9 protein-coding genes are annotated in these 18,024 nt (G+C 38.9%); all 9 read left to right on the plus strand.

Going from position 1 to position 18,024, the window contains the following annotated elements; translation table 11 throughout:
- The first annotated feature begins 126 nt into the window (after positions 1-126).
- The 9 genes from ACNOGP_RS08145 to ACNOGP_RS08185 all read left to right on the plus strand — a co-directional run bounded on the left by ACNOGP_RS08145 (position 127) and on the right by ACNOGP_RS08185 (position 18,017).
- Complete coding sequence (locus tag ACNOGP_RS08145) at positions 127-1,095, plus strand: M23 family metallopeptidase (protein WP_143864869.1); 969 nt, start codon at positions 127-129, stop codon at positions 1,093-1,095.
- Between the two features lie 23 nt (positions 1,096-1,118).
- Positions 1,119-1,460, plus strand: coding sequence for a MerR family transcriptional regulator (locus tag ACNOGP_RS08150; RefSeq protein ID WP_186966726.1), 342 nt, complete (start codon positions 1,119-1,121; stop codon positions 1,458-1,460).
- Positions 1,461-1,742: 282 nt separating this feature from the next.
- Positions 1,743-5,648: a hybrid sensor histidine kinase/response regulator transcription factor gene (locus ACNOGP_RS08155; RefSeq protein WP_418214520.1), complete on the plus strand. Its 3,906-nt coding sequence runs from the start codon at positions 1,743-1,745 to the stop codon at positions 5,646-5,648.
- 20 nt (positions 5,649-5,668) lie between these two features.
- The gene (locus ACNOGP_RS08160; protein ID WP_418214521.1) at positions 5,669-8,932 is read left to right on the plus strand and encodes a SusC/RagA family TonB-linked outer membrane protein; all 3,264 of its coding nucleotides are present in this window, start codon (positions 5,669-5,671) and stop codon (positions 8,930-8,932) included.
- Positions 8,933-8,944: 12 nt separating this feature from the next.
- Positions 8,945-10,774, plus strand: coding sequence for a RagB/SusD family nutrient uptake outer membrane protein (locus ACNOGP_RS08165; protein WP_418214522.1), 1,830 nt, complete (start codon positions 8,945-8,947; stop codon positions 10,772-10,774).
- 11 nt (positions 10,775-10,785) lie between these two features.
- On the plus strand, positions 10,786-12,501 hold the full coding sequence (locus ACNOGP_RS08170) for a hypothetical protein (protein ID WP_418214523.1): 1,716 nt from the start codon (positions 10,786-10,788) through the stop codon (positions 12,499-12,501).
- Between the two features lie 46 nt (positions 12,502-12,547).
- On the plus strand, positions 12,548-15,574 hold the full coding sequence (locus tag ACNOGP_RS08175; protein ID WP_418214524.1) for a glycoside hydrolase family 2 TIM barrel-domain containing protein: 3,027 nt from the start codon (positions 12,548-12,550) through the stop codon (positions 15,572-15,574).
- 23 nt (positions 15,575-15,597) lie between these two features.
- Positions 15,598-17,202, plus strand: coding sequence for a glycoside hydrolase family 28 protein (locus ACNOGP_RS08180; protein ID WP_418214525.1), 1,605 nt, complete (start codon positions 15,598-15,600; stop codon positions 17,200-17,202).
- 44 nt (positions 17,203-17,246) lie between these two features.
- Complete coding sequence (locus tag ACNOGP_RS08185) at positions 17,247-18,017, plus strand: rhamnogalacturonan acetylesterase (protein ID WP_270539934.1); 771 nt, start codon at positions 17,247-17,249, stop codon at positions 18,015-18,017.
- Positions 18,018-18,024: the final 7 nt, after the last annotated feature.

An 18,024-nucleotide genomic window follows, 5' to 3' on the forward strand; every position in this document is an offset into this window, starting at 1 on the left:
AATATGAGAGAAGGGAGGAATCTCCAATAAATCATAAATCACAGCTCATAAATTCGTAAAAACTGTGCAAAGATAGCTCGTTTTTATTACTTTTGCCGTATTAACAAGCGAAATATTTTCAAAAAGATGCGCAAAGTTTACTATATCTATAATCCACAGACGCAGACATACGATCGAATTTACCCCACCGTACGGCAGCGTGCGCTTAGTATTTTGCGTCGGCTTTTCTATGGTATGGGGTTGGGAGCGGGCTGTTTTATCGTGTTGCTTCTTATCTTCGGCTCTCCATCGGAGAAGGAATTAAGAATTGAAAACAGCCGTCTTTTGGCACAATATAATGTACTTTCCCGTCGTTTGGACGATGCTATGGGGGTACTTCAGGATATTCAGCAGCGTGATGATAACCTCTATCGGGTAATCCTGCAGGCCGATCCCGTTTCTCCCGCCATCCGTCAGGCCGGTTACGGAGGTACGAACCGTTATGAGGAACTGATGGACTTAGCGAATGCGAAACTGGTGGTGAATACTACTCAGAAGTTGGACGTTCTATCCAAACGGCTCTATATCCAATCGAAATCTTTTGATGATGTGGTGGATATGTGCAAGAATCATGATGAAATGTTGAAATGTATTCCCGCCATTCAGCCTATTTCCAATAAGGACCTTCGTCAGACGGCTTCCGGTTATGGTACACGTATTGATCCTATTTACGGTACGACGAAGTTTCATGCGGGAATGGACTTTTCCGCTCATCCGGGAACGGATGTATATGCTACCGGAGACGGAACTGTGGTAAAGGTAGGGTGGGAAACCGGATATGGCAATACCATTGAGATTGATCATGGCTTCGGATATCTCACTCGATATGCTCACTTGCAGGGGTTTAATACGAAAGTCGGAAAGAAGGTGGTGCGTGGAGAGGTGATTGGAAAAGTGGGCAGTACGGGAAAGAGTACCGGGCCGCATCTTCATTATGAAGTGCACGTGAAGGGACAGGTGGTGAATCCGGTGAACTATTATTTCATGGATTTAAGTGCTGAGGATTACGAGAAGATGATTCAGTTGGCTGCCAACCACGGTAAGGTATTCGATTAATTCTAAAAAAAGACAGGAGTGTTATGCTTAATACGGATAAAGAACTGAAACTATATTATTCCATAGGAGAAGTTGCCGATATGTTCGGAGTCAATACTTCTCTGCTCCGTTTTTGGGAAAAGGAGTTTCCGCAGATCTCTCCCAAGACTGCCGGTAGAGGAATACGCCAATATCGTAAAGAAGATGTGGAAACAATCGGGCTCATCTATCATCTGGTGAAAGAGAAAGGCATGACGCTTCCGGGCGCCCGCCAACGTTTGAAAGATAATAAAGAAGCTACTGTCCGGAATTATGAAATCATGAATCGGTTGAAGGCGATTAAAGAAGAGCTTCTGGCTATTAAACGCGAGTTGGACGGTAGATGATTCATTAGTCTGATTTTTATTTACTTTATATAATAAATTGAAAGGTTGTTGTGATACGTTCAAGTATTGCGACAGCCTTTTCTTTTTTGTTTCTTTCATTGCTGATACCAACTGTTGACGAGCTGAATTTTGCCTTAGGCTTGCTTAAAAAGTGTGTTTCTTATCATAAATGGTTTGTTACCTGTTAAATGCCGGAAAAAGGTCTTTTGAAAGTATTGCAAATTCATTTCTACAACTATATTTGTGCTAAGATTCATTCATGACTATTCGAATAAAAAGACTATGAAATACTCAATTATATACATATTATTTTTGTTTGTTGTTACTTCGTTGCATGCTCAATATATGCAAACGATTAACTGTGATAACGGATTAAGTAACCGGAGAGTTTTTCAGATTGTGAAAGATAAGTCAAATTTTATGTGGTTTGCGACGCGGGCAGGATTTGACAGATACGACGGTAAATACATTCGCCATTATACCCTGCCACAGCCTAAAGATTCTCGAATTTTCGGCTTGGCTACTACTCGTGGAGGAGATATTTGGGGGTTCAGCAGTCATGGAAATCTCTATTATTATGATAAGAATAAAGACTGTTATATTCTAGAACTGAGTTTGGATTCACTATTGAAGGAAGATGAACCATTCATATTTAAAATATATATCGACAGTCAGGAACGTATATGGATCTGTTCTTCTTATGGGCTTTATTGTTACTTTCCGCAGGAAAAGAAGTTCTCTTCGGTGACTGGTATTACAAATCAGACTGTTTATGAAATCAATGAGATTGGAAATGGGCAGTATGCACTGTTTACTGAGCGAGGATTTAGTATGTTGGAGATAACGGACAACCCTTTTAATGTAATCTCTACGGATATTTTACAGTCTGATTGTTCGATTTCTCAAATTCGTTCTTCTTACTATGACGCTCCAAGTAAAACAATTTGGCTGGGAAGTTTTACAGGAAAATTATTTATTTATCAATTAGAAAGTCGTGAGTTCCTTCAAATTCCTTTAGCTGGTAATCACTATGCTATTCGTACTATGACAGCAGATGATCATGATAATATTCTTGTCGGTACGGATGGAGGTGGAATTCTATTTATAGATAAGAACACTCACAAGGTGGTTACAACAATGACGGAAAGTGAAGATCAGGTAAATGATTTGATAAGTAAAAATGTCTATGACATTTATAGTGATAGAGGGGGGAAGATTTGGATTGGTACCTATAATAGAGGGATTTGCGTTTATAATCCGCATACATTTGATGTCACAATGACACAACATGAAAGAATGAACCCTAACTCTTTGGCGCATAGCTATGTGAATGCATTACTTGAAGATAAAGAGGGGGATATGTGGTATGCGAATAATAAAGGGGTAAGTGTTTTTATAGCAGCTACCCAACAATGGAAACATTTCTTTACACAGGATAATAGCATAATGTCGTTGTGTGAAGATAGGAATGGAAATATTTGGGCGGCTGGTTTCTCGGCCGGTGTATATTCTCTTAATAAGCGTACGGGAAATATGCGTCATTTTACTGTAACGTCTTCTAAAAAAAGAATGGTAACAAATGATATTACTGCTATATATGCTGACAGAGATAACGATATTTGGATTTCACAATTCAAAGGAGACGTATTACGTTATACTCCTCAAACAGATTCGTATGTTCGGGTAAATCTTCAGTTTGTCAATACATTCATAGAAAAAGATGCGCAGACATTGTTTGCTGGTACACGCTCGGGTCTTTATCAGATAAATAGGGATAATAATAAGGTGGAAAAGATATCTACCGGATTACAGGTGGAAGGTAGTTTGAATAATCCATATATAAATACAATGTATCTGGATAGTAATGGGAGATTATGGATGGGTACAGAAGGAGGACTGAGTTATTATGATATATTGACTAAAAGCATAGTCAATGTGAAAGGCTTTGAGTCTTATACTATTTGTGGTATTCAGGCAGATCAGTTTTCACATTTATGGATTAGTACTCATATGGGGTTGATTCGTTTGAATCCGCAGACAGGACAAACTTACAAATTTGGTATCGCTGATGGCTTTTTAAGTGAGGATTTTAATACGGGTGCTTACACGAGGAGGGCGAATGGGAATCTGGTATTTGGATCACCTATCGGTGCTGTTGAATTCTCTCCGGAGTCGGCTGCAACGAAAGTCTCTCAACCGAAACTTTATTTCGACCAGTTCTCTTTGTATAATCAAGTTGTTTATCCGGGAATAAAAGGTTCACCTTTGCAGACAACTGTTGATGAAACGGAACGGATCACTCTAAAGCATGATCAAAATACATTTTCCGTTTCATTTGTGAATATCAACTTTAGTAATCCGGATAAGTGGATGTTTACTTGGAAGTTGGAGGGATTTGATCGGGAATGGAGTCGGCCTACTAATCAGTCTGTTGCATCGTACAGTAACCTGGATGCAGGAAGTTACAAATTATTGGTTCGGGTATTTAATGAAAATGACTCTTCTGTAAGTGAGACTAGGACGATGGATATAGTTGTGCAACCGCCATTTTGGAATAGTATATATGCCTATATTGTCTATATGTTATTGGTATTATGGATTGCTTATATGCTTTATCGTTATTTTACCAATAGGATGGCGGAGAGATCTTCGCGTGAACGTACCAGATTCTTTATTGATACGGCACATAATATTCGTACTCCTATCACTTTGATTAAAGCCCCTTTAAATGAGTTGGAACACGAGGAATGTCTGAGTGCCCAAGGTAGGCATTTTCTTGATCTAGCGTTGAGGAATGTGGAAAAGTTGAATACACTGATTAATCAATTGATTGATTTACAACGAGCAGAGTCGAACGCATTGAAACTGACAGTTACTCAGTGTGAACTGGATATGTGGTTGAAGCGAAAAATGGAGAGCTTTTTACCTCTTGCCGGTCAGAAAAAAATTACGTTGTCTTTTGAAGATACAGGAAGGAGAGTCATGGCTTGGTTTGACACGGCAAAGATGGATACCATTTTTGATAATCTGATTTCTAATGCAATAAAGTATAGTCCGGAGGGTAGTACAGTCCGAATTATTTCCTATGCGGACGATACTTCTTGGGGATTCAGGGTGTCTGATAATGGAATAGGAATCCCTGTGAAAGCTCGGAAGCATCTTTTTAAACGCTATTATCGGGCAGACAATGCCATTAATACTTCGGAAACAGGGAGTGGGTTAGGGTTACTGATTACTCGCAGCTTGGTATCTTTAATGCAAGGAGAGATTTGCTTTAAAAGTGAAGAAGGAAAGGGTAGTACATTTGTATTACGCTTTAAAAATGGGAATCAGCATTTTCTTCCAGAAGAAATAGTGGATGATAAGTTGAATGAAATAGAAAATATAGAAAATGACGATGAAGAAATAACCGGATCTTTACCCGAATTGCTGTTGGTTGAAGATAATATTGAAATGTGTGAATATTTGTCAGCCAGTCTTTCTTCGCAGTATCATATACTTGTTGCCCACAATGGAGTGGAAGCAATGGAACTCTTAAAGGAACGTTCTCCACAAATTGTTCTTTCGGATGTGGTGATGCCGTTGATGCGTGGAGATGAATTGTGCAGGAGGATGAAATCGGATATGTCTTATTGCCATATACCGGTTATACTAATCACGGCTTTGGATGAGAAGTCAAATATTATAGCAGGATATGAAGCAGGTGCGGAAGATTATATCCTGAAACCTTTTGATATAGGGATATTGAAAGTGAAGATCGAGAGTATATTAAAAAACAGACTACACTTGCAGGAGGCCTTTGCAGCTAGTGCAGGAGAAGAAAAAATGGTAGAATATACTAATAATATGGACAATGAGTTTATGCAGAAGTCAGAACATATAATTGAACGTTATCTATCGGATGTGACGTTCTCCATTAATACCTTCTGTTCGGAGTTGGGGATGAGCCGTACGTCTGTTTATAATAAATTAAAGGCTTTGACGGGACTTTCTCCAAATGATTTTATCAAGATTATCCGGCTAAAGAAGGCTGCAGCATTATTGAGGGAACAACGTTATTATGTCAGTGAAGTAGCTTATTTGACTGGCTTCCCGGATGTGAAATATTTTAGTGTGGCATTTAAGAAACAATTTGGAGTGACACCTAAAAAATATAGTAATGTAGACAATGTCGAGAATGAAAATTAACCTATATAAATTAATATGCAATGAAAACAAGCCAAGAAAAAAAGATGTTTAAGCACTATCTGATTCTACTCGTTGTATTATGTTGCCCAATTGTGGCTTTTGCACAGCGAGATATTACCGGAAGTGTCATTGATTCGTATGGAGAACCGGTTATTGGTGCAACAGTGACGGTGAAAGGAACAGCTACCGGAACATTGACTAATGCCAATGGTACTTTTAATCTGAAGGTTCCTAAAGGAGGAGAAGTATTGGTCTTTTCTTATCTCGGCATGGAGACTGTGGAGATTCCTTTTAATCGTAAAAATCTTGTTTATAAGGTTGTGATGAAGGAGAAGTCTATTGATATGGATGAGGTCGTGGTAATTGGCTACGGAACTATTGCGAGAAAAGATTTGACGGGGTCTGTGGCTACTTTGTCCGGAAAGTCCATCGCGAATATTCCAATTTCGAATACTGTTGCTGCTCTTACCGGACGTATGGCGGGAGTTAATGTGACGACGACAGATGGAGCTCCCGATGCGGAAATTCAAGTGAGAGTTCGTGGTGGAGGTTCTATTACACAGGATAATAGCCCGCTGTATATTGTGGACGGCTTTCCTATGGATCGGATTTCTGATATATCTCCTAATGATATTGAATCGATTGATATCTTGAAGGATGCGGCGTCTACTGCTATTTATGGGGCAAGAGGTGCTAACGGAGTTGTGATTATTACTACAAAATCGGCTCAGGCGGGGAAAACGACAATTAATTACAACGGTTATGCACAATATAAGAAAGTGGCTAAGAAATACGATGTATTGGATTCGTATGAATTTGTAACTCTGCAACATGAACTGCTAACTCTTAAATACGGGGAAGATATTAGTAATTTTTTAAAGATTTATGGAGATACAGATGATTTTGATATATATAAGAATATAAAAGCTAGGGATACACAGGATGAGATGTATGGGCGTGATGCATGGGGACAGTCTCATAATATAAGTATTAACGGAGGTACAGATAAGACTAAATTTACAGCTAGTTTCACGTACTTGAATGAGGATGCTATTTTGTTAAATTCTTCTTTTGAAAGGTTCAATGCGAATGTTAAGTTGAATCATCAGATTAGCTGTGCATTGAAATTTGATCTTTCTGCATATTATAGTAATGCTGTTACGATGGGAGCCGGTACGTCTGCCACTTCTTCTACGCAGATAAAGAATGCGGTTAGTTTTCGTCCGGTTACGGGGCGTGATACTCGTGGGGATATTAATATTGAGGAGGCTGCGGATGATGATATTGAAGCGTTGAGTGAACTCTATGATCCGGTTCTTTTGATCAATCAGGATTATAAGAAACAGAAGAGGGAGGAACTTAATGTCAATACGGCCCTTTCTTGGACAATCAATAAGATGTTTAGTTGGAAAAGTGAATTTGGTATACAAACAAGCGATCGGAAAATAGAGCGTTATTATGGTCCCATTACCTATACGGGACGTAAGAATGCCGGGAAACCGGTAGCAGAAATACAAAGTCAGGAAAGACCTCGTTGGCGTACTGCACATACGTTGAATTTTAAATTGCGTAACCTGAAAGGTATCCATTCTTTAAGTGCTGTGGCCGGGTTTGAAGCAATGTCAGAAGAAAACCGTTCCATTATAAGTTCTTCCCGGATGTTTCCTGAGGATTTTACATCACAGAAGGCTTTTGATAGAATGCAGTCTGGTTCTACCGAATATACGATTACCAATAATGGAGCGGATACTCGTTTAGCCTCTTTTTTCGGGCGGGCGAATTATACATTGAAAGATAGATATTTGTTTACCGCAACAGTGAGGGCGGATGGTTCTACTAAATTTGCACCGGGAAATCAGTGGGGGATCTTTCCTTCCGCAGCTTTTGCATGGCGTATTTCGAGTGAACCTTTCCTAAAAAATGTCAGTCAGATTGATGATATGAAAATACGTCTTAGTTATGGTGAAGCAGGAAACAACCGAATAGATAACGATATGTGGAGACGTACCTATGTGGGGGCTATTACTTCTCCGGTAGCGGGAGTTGGAAATGTACCGAATTTGTATTATGAGAATACATCTTCTACATTGATAAATCCTAGTTTGAAGTGGGAGACTACTATCACAAGAAACTTTGGTATTGACTATTCATTCTTTAATAACCGGTTATCGGGAACTATTGATTTTTATTGGAATACGACTAAAGATCTGTTGCTGAAATCTGTTGTTCCAGCTTCGTCCGGTTATAATGACCAGTTGAGGAATATCGGACAGACGTCCAATCGAGGATTTGAATTCTCAATTACCGGACAATTGGTTCGTAAAAGAAACTTCTCATTGACAGCTACTCTGAATTTCTCTTTGAACCGGAATAAAGTCGATAAACTGGCTGGAGTTGATGAAACTTTCTATCGCAGCGGATGGGCAGAGGGACTGCGTGAAAGTGATGACTTTATTCTTCGTGTAGGGCAACCCACCGGTTTGATATATGGGTATGTGACGGATGGCTTCTATCAAGTGGATGATTATCAACAGGGTTCTGATGGTAAATGGTATTTGAAAGAGGGTATAGCCAACTCGCAAAGCATTACTCAAGCATATAATACAATTAATCAAGGTGCGGGAGTGCCGTCTCCGGGTTCTCTTAAATTAAAGAAAACAACACCGGTAGATCCGGATAACCCGGATACATATAATATTACTCCCGATGATCGTCAGATTATAGGTAATACAAACCCGAAACATACAGGCGGATTAAATCTTTCGGCGGTATATAAGAATTTGGATATCTCTTTGTTCTTTAATTGGGTATATGGTAATGATGTATACAATGCGAATAAAATACAATTTACTACCCAATGGAAAAAAGACTATTATAATATGTTGTCTGTAATGAGTAGTGCAAATCGTTTCAGATATATGGATGATGCCGGCAATAAAATTACAGATATGGAACAGTTACGTACTCTCAATGAAAATGCAACTATTTGGAGTCCGGCTATGAAAATACCAGTTTTGCATTCGTGGGCAATTGAAGATGGTTCTTTCCTCCGACTGAACAATATTACCATAGGATATACCTTACCTACAAAATGGACAAAAAGAGTCTTGATTAATAGATGCCGTGTTTATTGTACAGTAAACAATGTATTTGTGTGGACTAAATATTCTGGTTTTGATCCGGAAGTGAGCACTTGTTTGAGTACCCCGTTGACTCCGGGAGTTGATTTCTCTTCTTATCCGAAAGCACGGACATTTACCCTTGGAGCTAATATCACATTTTAAATCTACTAAGTTATGAGAACGATTAGAAAATATATTATTTTACTATTTACTGGGATATTGGGAATAATCACTTTTTCATGCAGTGATTTCTTAGATACTACATCAGGTTCACAATTAACAGATAATGAAATTTATCAGAATGAAGGGGATATCTATCGGGCTATTCTGAATATTTATGCCCAAATTTCAGAAGAAAAATTGTATGGACGTACTATTCCTTTGATTTATTCTTTTAATACTGATATTGAATTTGGAACTTGTAATGCAACTACTGATAATACAAGGCGTGGTATTTGGGATTACTCTGCTACAGATAACAATGAAGAACTGGTGAGTTGGGATTATATCTACAAAGCCATCAATACGGCAAATGAGTGTATAGCAGGAATCGAAAGCAGCCCGCTTCTGGAACAGAATCCGGCTGATACGCCATCGATGATAAGACAGCTTTATGGAGAGGCAAAAGGACTTCGTGCCATGCTCTATCTCGACTTGGTACGTGCTTGGGGAGATGTCCCTTTTAAGATGACTCCTACTATGCCTGATGATAACTTTTATCAAGGGGTAACGTCTCGTACCGAGATTCTTGAGACATTGATTAACGATCTGGTAGCGGTAGAGCCTGGAATGCTCTATGCATCCGAAATGTCTCAAAGTGTAGAACGGATGAATCGTGGTGCGGTTCAGGGGCTGATAGCTCGTATTGCACTGACTTTGGGAGGATATACATTAATGCCGGACTATGCTAATCCATCTTTTCCGGGTACTATTGAACGGGTTGAGAATTATATAGATTATTATGAAATAGCCAATACGTATTGTCGTAAACTTCGGGATTCTAGGAAGCATACATTAGCAAACACTGATTTTCTGCAAGTGTTTAAGAATCAATGTGAAGAAGTGTATCCTTCGAATGAGGATATGTTGTTTGAAATTCCTTATGCAACTACATATAGCGGGAGTGTAGGAGTGATTATCGGTCATAAAATAGAAGGAAGTTCTCATATTGCTTATGGAAAATCAGATGGTTGGTATTATGCTACTTTACCTTACCACGCTTCATTCGATTATAAGGATACCCGCCGGGATGTGACTTGTGCTCCGTATAAATGGGCATGGAATGATGAAAAAGGATATATAGAACAGGTGTTTACCGAATGGAGATCTATTTATATTGGCAAATGGTCAAGGATGTGGATGAAAACGCCTCAAGGTCCGAATGTGCAATATAGTTCGGGAATCAATTGGCCTGTAATTCGTTATGCTGATGTGCTTTTGATGTTGGCTGAAACGGAAAACGAACTTCACAATGGTCCCACAGATGATGCACGTGACGCTTTGAAAGAAGTGCGTCGTCGGGCATTTAAAACAGAAGACCATGCACGAAAAGTAGATGCTTATGTGGATGCTTTGGATGATAAAGATGCATTCTTTGAAGCATTGGTGAATGAACGTGCTTGGGAGTTTGGTGGTGAAGGCATTCGGAAGTATGACTTGATTCGCTGGAACCTTCTTCAGAAAAAGATTCAAGAGATGAAGGTTAAATTGGCTGAGATGAAGAATAATAGCGCATATCCTCAATCGGTTTATGTGAAAACTAACAATGACGGTACGTTGGAGATATTGAATTTTGATAACTCTCTGTCTAATGCCCCTTCAGGATACACGAAAAAAGCATGGGCAAGTGCTACCACTGATAATAATGGCGTACTGAATACGACTTTTGTAAAGAGTTATAAAGATGAATATATCGATGCTACTCCGATGGTGTATATTCTTCCTTTACATAAGGATGTCATAACAGATAGTCGGGGAGCTTTACAAAATTATTACGGACATTAAAATGAGGTAAGATGAGAAAGAATAGTTTTATATATCTAATATTGGTAATGGCCTGTTTGATTATATATCCTTTTGTTGTGACAGGTTGTGATGAAGATGAATTGGAAACTCCCCGTCTTTTTAAACCGAAAAGTTTGAAAGCGGAGGCTTATTATGACGGATTGATTGCTACCTGGACCGGTACGGAAGGTGCACAGGGATATAGACTTGAGATAGCAACGGATAAAGAGTTTACAACGATTGATAAAACGGTAGATACAGATGGTAAGACACGAACAGTAACACTGACAGATTTGATGGAAAATCAGCTTTATTACCTTAGACTATGTGGAACAATGGCGGACGAGTCGCTAAATTCCAAATATATATATGCTGAGGTAACTACTGGCATTGCATATTCTATTTTTTTGCCGGTGGAAGAAAATAATTTGTCTTTTAGAACTGCCCAATTAGAATGGCGTGAATCAGTAGAGGCCGATAGGATTAAAATAGAACAGACTTCGGGCTCTTCGGAAGAAAGAGTACAAATGTTAACTGAGGAGGATCTAGTTTCCCAAAGTGTGTTGATCACAGGGTTGAGCGAGGGACAAAGTTATATAGTTACTATGTATAATGGAGAAGAATCTCTAGGCGTTATGCGTTTCACTATGCCTACAAAACCTGAGGGTACGATTACAATAGATGAATCTAATGCATCTGCATTGCAAACACTTATTGATGAGGCTCCGGCAGGTGCGACGATTATGTTTACCGGTGAGACTGTTTATGATTATAGCCATGAATATATTTATATTAAGAAGAATATTACTTTGATAGGTGAACCGGGAGTAGCACGTCCTGTACTTTATGTGAAAGGAATCTTATTGACTGGTGACACTCCTGCAACAACGATTGAGAATCTGACTTTACAGCGTATTGAATTTTCAGGAATGTCATGGGATGGACAGACTGAAAATATAGCAAATGAGCCAGCGGCACAACTGATTGGAGTTGATCTGAAAGATATTTCTGAATTGTATGTGACAAATTTATTAGTGAAGGATTGCGTGATACGGAATTTTGCAAACTCATTTATAGAATTGATATCCGGAATTACTTCCTCTTCTAAGAAAGTAAGAATACAAGCACTCACAGTTGACAATATACAAGCGTATGATTTAGGACGTAACAAAACTGGATATGCTTCATTTATCAGTGTGACGAGTAAAAAGGATTATAATGCCTTCTGTCAGAAGTATTCGATTCGTAACAGTACATTCCACCATTTGATGAGGGGACTTATTGAAGCCCGTGTCTTTGATACGATAGATGGTTATACTAACCCCTCTATTGTGATAGAGAACTGTACATTTGATGAATTAGGGAATGATAAACCGATGATTGAAGGAAGTTGGACGGGAGATAATAAGGATATGGCTAAACCTTTTCTTGATTTAAAAGTATCGGGAGTGACTACATCTATTAAACCTGAAATAAACGGATGTATATTCGGTGAAATGTATACTGTGAAGCTTTCGAATAAATTTGTACAGGGAGTTAGCTTGCTTGTTGATAATTCGTATATGCTTAGTACTTCTAAGAATAAGTTATCTGGAGATACTACGGTTAAACCTTTATTAGATTTAGTAGGAACTGCCGATGGAATTTTCCCTGGAAGAAATAGCTATAATTATCAAATATCCCCGGATGCAGGAATTAGTAATGTCGGAGATCCTAGATGGTATTAATAAGAGTTGCAACAGTTAATTTGAAGTTACATATAAAACGGAATCAATGAAAAAGTGTATTATTCAGATTCTTTTGCTGATATTTCCTATGTTAAACTTCGCTCAGAAACTTGATATACCGAAACAATCGGTATATCAAGTGCGGGATAAGATGGAGATTCAGACATTGAATGGAAAATGGAAATTTAAATACGTTAAGAATAAAAATATCCCGTCCTCTTTGGCTGGGTTTACAGAGGTGTCTTTTGATGATTCTTCTTGGGAATATATTACAGTACCGTCTAATTGGGAAACGGAGGGCTTTAAGACGCCACAATATGGTGCTGATATTGTAGAAGCTTGGGGATTGTATCGGACTACTTTCAAAGCGAATCCAGCCTGGAGTAATAAACACGTTATTCTACGTTTTGATGGCGTGTTGTTTGGATATGAAGTGTATGTAAACGGACATTATGCAGGGAAATGGGGAAGTTCATTTAATCTCTGTCAGTTTGATATAACCCCGTTTATATATTTTGACCGGCCTAATGTGCTTGCAGTGAAAGTAACCACGCGAACTATGGGCTGGAGATTTGATTTGAATGACTGCTGGGCACTTGCGGGAATTTTCAGAGATGTTGAATTGTTCTCCGTTCCCGATCTTCACCTGAAAGATGTCACATTTGTGAGTCAACTTAAAGGTAACGAATGTGCAACTCTTACTTTTAAAGTGGATGTGGGTACTTTTGAAACAACTATCAGTGATAGGCAATATCGTGCACAAATCCTGTTCTATGATAAAGTAGGTCATCAGTTGTTCTCTTCTTCACAACCGATTAAACTACAGGACAATCACCAATCGTTACAGTTTACCTGTGAATTGGAACATCCCCATTTATGGACTGCCGAGACTCCTTATTTATATCGGATGGAAGTGAGGATTGTGAATAACAAGAATGAAGTTGTTCAACAGGTATATGAAAATGTAGGTGTGCGGGAGGTTATAGTGAAAGATGGTATTCTGATGGTTAATAATACACCGGTTCTTCTTCGCGGTACTTGCCATAATGAAATAGATCCGATACGTGGAAGGACTCTGACAGATACTGACCGTCAGAATCAGTTGAAAATGATGAAGGCTGCTAATGTGAATTTTATTCGTACGGCACATTATCCGTTCCATCCTAATTTTCATAAGATGTGTGATGAAATGGGCTTTTATGTTTGTTGCGAGGTTCCGTTTGGATATGGTGATTCTAATTTATATAAAGCAGAGTTTACTACAGAACTTTGTACGAGGGCTGAAGCGACGCTGACAAGAGATAAAAATCACCCGTCAATAATCATGTGGACGATCGGTAATGAAAATCCTTATACGGAGGTCGTGGAGAAAGTGGTGCAGTATGTCAAACTGAAAGATCCGACACGTCCGCGTGCGCTTCCGATGACAGGACATTATTTTATGGAAAATAGGGAGCGTCTGAGTGATAATCTTGATATCTATGCGTTTCATTACCAGTCTCCCCAAGCAGTGGTGAAAATAGCAGATTTGAAAGAAAAGCCTGTGATAACTACGGAATATAGTCATTCTTTAGGCTTGGCTTTCGATGTCTTGGAAAGCCAGTTTGACACGATTTTGAGTAGAAAGAATATTGCTGGGGGAGCCGTATGGTGTTGGAGTGATCAGGCTTTGTTACGCAATCGGACTGTTGATGATTTTATGCGTGATTCTGTCGTTATGGGAGTGTGGATTGATTCTTTGCGTTATCTTGACAGTTTCAAGGATAAAGGAACAGACGGAATCGTATATGCTGACGGATACCCTCAAGAAGACTACTGGCAGTTACGTAAAGTTTATTCTCCGGTTATTGTGCGTGAGCGGGATATCAATGTTCGCAAGGGAGAACAGATGATCAACTTTACGGTGGAAAACCGGTTTAATTTTATTTCTCTTGTGGGGTATCATTGTAATTGGTCGGTACGTAATCTGTCAAAGGAATTGTGTCGGGGTACTGTTGATTTGAAAGCGCAGGCGCAACAGATAGAAAATATCCCATTACAGATTACGTTACCTGCTGAAATTGAGAATGATGATTGTATGCTTTATCTTTCTGTGACTGATTATAGGGGGATGCCCGTATATGAAAAGTCCGTCTCTCTTTTGGTAAACAATCAAAAAACTGATTATACAAATTTGTTGAACCGTGTTCCGGACCAAAAACGTTTTAAGGTAAGAAAAACATCGACCACACTTTCTGTGGAAGGCGAAAACTATCTTTTTACAGTTGATCGGGAGGGACAGATTACTATCCAAGATGGAAATAAACGCAAACTGGTAGATTCTCCTCTATATTTGAGGGTTGGACGTAAGCCGAGTATTAATATAGAGAATTTTTTAATGCGCAAAAAGGTATTCGGATGGAATCCGTATATTTTAGAACCGGAAGTTATAGACTTTAAGTGTATGGAAAAAAAGGATAAGGTCTCGGCTATTTTGTATTGTAAATGGTTAAGAGTAGATAAGGTAGATGAATATGTAGAAGGAAAAGTTTGCTTTTCTGTCTCTAAGAGTGGACTTGTCTCGGTTGATTATGACTTGAAACCTTATCATGCGACAGGTACCTTATGGGAATGTGGATTGACTTTAACTCTTCATCCGTCTGTTGAGACATTCCGCTGGTTAGGGAACGGACCTTATACTTCTACTCCCGGCAAGACGGTGTATAATGAAAGGGATATATGGGCTTTGCATAAGGATGATATACACTTCATTGGTAACCGTGGAGAGGTAGATGTAGCCGTCTTATTGGATAATGAAAATACAGGTATTGGATTTATCGGTTCTGCTTCCGATCTGGCTGTTGAGAAGATTGGAGATGCAATTTATATGACAGATAATGCTATTGTATCTTCTTATGGAACCAAGTTGTCACAGCCGGTTGTGAACAATAAAGCTGATAAAGTAGGCAATATGAGGGGAAAATTCACCTTGTTGGTAATGGGAAAAGATGGGAATGTATTGTTGACACCTGTATTCTCTCCTTATCAGGAGGTGCTGCCTAATAGGCATTTTCTTAAAAGCTATGGACATTAATAATCTTTTTATGAAGTGATAATATGGAAAGAATAAAGGTATTAATTCTAGGATGTTTGTCTCTTGTTGCTTTCCCGATGATGGCGGCTATGGATGTTTTGTCTTTTGGAGCTAAGGGAGATGGAAAGACATTGTGTACTCATGCCATACAGGCAGCTATTGACAAGGCGGGAGTGCAGGGAGGGGAAGTACGTTTTCCTTCAGGAACTTATCTTACCGGCACTTTAATTCTGAAAGATAATGTTACATTAAATCTTGAACGTGGGGCTGTCTTGCTAGGTAGTACCCGGTTGGAGGATTATCCGCCTACTCCTTCTCATTATATATCTCATATAAATAGGTACACCCATTCCTGTTTGATTTATGCGGAAGGCGTAAAAAATATAGCGATAAAAGGTGAGGGTATTATTGATGGTCAGGGAACACATTTGAACTTTAAGGCTGATGAGAATGATGTACTTAAGTCCATTCTTCGGAGACCTTATATAATTCGTGCTGTTAGTTGTGAACAGATAAAGGTAAGTGGCATTACATTGAGGAACTCTCCTGCCTGGATGCAACATTATCTGAACTGTACTAATATCCTAGTGGATGGCATTACCGTGTTGAATCATGGAAACTATAATAATGATGGCATTGATATCGATAATTGTAAAAATGTTCGTATTGTCAATAGCAATTTTGATACAGATGATGATGCTATCTGTTTTAAAACCACGAATGCTACCGGTAAATGTGAGAATGTGGTAGTGGCTAATTGTATAATAGCTTCTAATTGCAATGCTTTGAAATGGGGAACTGAAACGAATGGGGCATTTTTGAATTTTACAGTAAGTAATTGTGCTTTATGGCGATCGGAACATCCTACCATTTATGACCGTGATGAACGGACGTTGGGAGCGATCGCATTAGAAACTGTGGATGGAGCTCTCGTGGATGGAATCCACATAGATAATATTGTTTCCAATGGTTTCATGACTCCTATTTTTATTCGGCTGGCAGACAGGGGACGTAACTATTATGATGGTGGTCCGTCGCAAACAGCAGGCATACTGCGAAATATCAGTATTTCAAATATGACAGCAAAGATGTATGGACTTGTCACAAGCTCTATATCAGGTTTAGTCAATCATCCGGTAGAGAATGTTAGTCTGAATAATATTCATATTATTTGTGAAGGAGGAGGTAGCGAAGAAGATGCACACCGACGGAATATAGGGGATCGTAATAAAGAGTATCCGGAAACTTTGATTTTTGCAGATGCACCGGCTTATGGCTTTTTTATACGTAATGTAGAGGGATTGAGAATGCAGAATATTTTTCTAGAATCTCAAAGTGAAGATCCTCGAAGTGCGCTTTATTGTGAAAATGTAGAGAACATGAGCTTACATCGGTTTACATTTGAAAATCCGGAACCGGGAGCGCCTCTTATCATTTTAAATCAGTGTGCAAATATACAAATTAGTGGAAATCTTCCGGTTGGAATTAATAATACACTTTTACAAGTGGAGGGCTCGGCCAACCGTCGTATAACGTTATATAACAACGATCTGTCAGTTTATAGGCAACCGGTACTTTTTAAACGGGGAGCTCGGAATGATGCTGTCAAGTGTTTGGATAGTTTTTAGAGACGATAAATAAACAGTTTTTATAGGACAAAATATTTACTATTATGATGAAAGGTGTATCATTTAAATTTTTATTGCTCTTATCTGCTTTTCTTTTGATGGGATATAGTTATGTGCATAGCGGAGAGCAAGATGGGAAAAAGGTGAAAGTTCTTCTTGCCGGTGATTCTACTATGCAGGATGTAAATCATGAGAAGAATACGGACTGGGGGTGGGGACAAGTATTGCCCCGGTTTTTCACAGAAGAAGTCGAAGTCTTTAATTTTGCTAAAGGAGGGCGTAGCTCACGGACTTTCATCGAAGAAGGGCGTTGGGATAAGCTAATGGCCAAAGCGGATAACAACTCTTATGTTTTTATTCAGTTCGGACATAATGATGCCAGTATTAAGAAGCCTGATCGCTACACATCTCCGGAGGATTATAAGAAGAATCTGATTAAGTTTGTGACTGAAGTTAAAACTAAAGGGGCTACCCCTATATTAGTAACTCCTGTGAGTCGTCGTAAGTTTAAAAAGGGTGTATTTAGTGACTCTCATGGAGTGTATCCGGAAATAGTGAAAGAGGTTGCTCAGAAAGAGAATACTCTTTTGATAGATTTGCAGGCTAAAAGTGCCGATGCTATCTCAAAACAAGGAGACGAAAAGTCCAAACAATGGTTTAATTATGTAGCGGCAGGCACAAATCCGATTGTACCGGATGGAAAGAGTGATGATACTCATTTCTCGGAGACCGGTGCTATGAAGATGGCTTCTTTGGTTGTTGAAGGAGTACGTGAATTGAATCTAAAAGGACTGGTTCAGAACTTGAAAAGATAAAGTAACA

It is taken from the genome of Bacteroides difficilis, assembly GCF_048319815.1.
Classification (GTDB): Bacteria; Bacteroidota; Bacteroidia; order Bacteroidales; family Bacteroidaceae; genus Bacteroides; species Bacteroides zhangwenhongii.